The 464-nt window shown below is 65.5% G+C and carries 1 protein-coding gene; it reads right to left on the bottom strand.

Annotated elements, in window-relative coordinates; genetic code table 11:
• The coding region (locus OWC48_RS46440) for a DUF4118 domain-containing protein (RefSeq protein ID WP_282525984.1) at positions 1–464 on the bottom strand (464 nt) is incomplete at both ends.

Genomic DNA, 464 nt, shown 5'->3' on the forward strand with positions numbered 1-464 from the left:
GCCGGTCAGCATGGCCGCGGCTAGGAACACGAACAGCGCGAAGACCTCGTGCGGTTCGGCGATCGTCAGTGTGTAGATCGGCGGAATGAAAAAGAAATTATAGGCGAGCGCCGAAAACAGCGCGGCGGCGATCGCCGCTGCGTAGCCGGCGCTGATTGCGGAGGCGAGCACCGCCAGGAGGTAGATGATGGAGATGTTTGGCAGGCGCACGACTTCGTCGAGCGCCAGCCCGAGGATCGTGACCGCCGCGGTCATCGCTGCCGCGAGCCCAACATCCTTCAGGATGCGGAAGATCAGCGCGCGCGGCTTGGCGGGAGCAGCCGGCGGCGGCATCTCCTCTTCGCCGGTGACGACATAGACGCCGAGGCCCGAGGCCCGCTCCATCAGCGCGTCGGGTAGCGAACGGCGGAACAGCCTGAACGGGAACGATTGCTTGCGTCCGCCGATGACGATCTGCGTTGCGT

The sequence above is a fragment of the Bradyrhizobium sp. Arg816 genome (assembly GCF_029989365.1).
Taxonomy (GTDB): Bacteria; Pseudomonadota; Alphaproteobacteria; order Rhizobiales; family Xanthobacteraceae; genus Bradyrhizobium.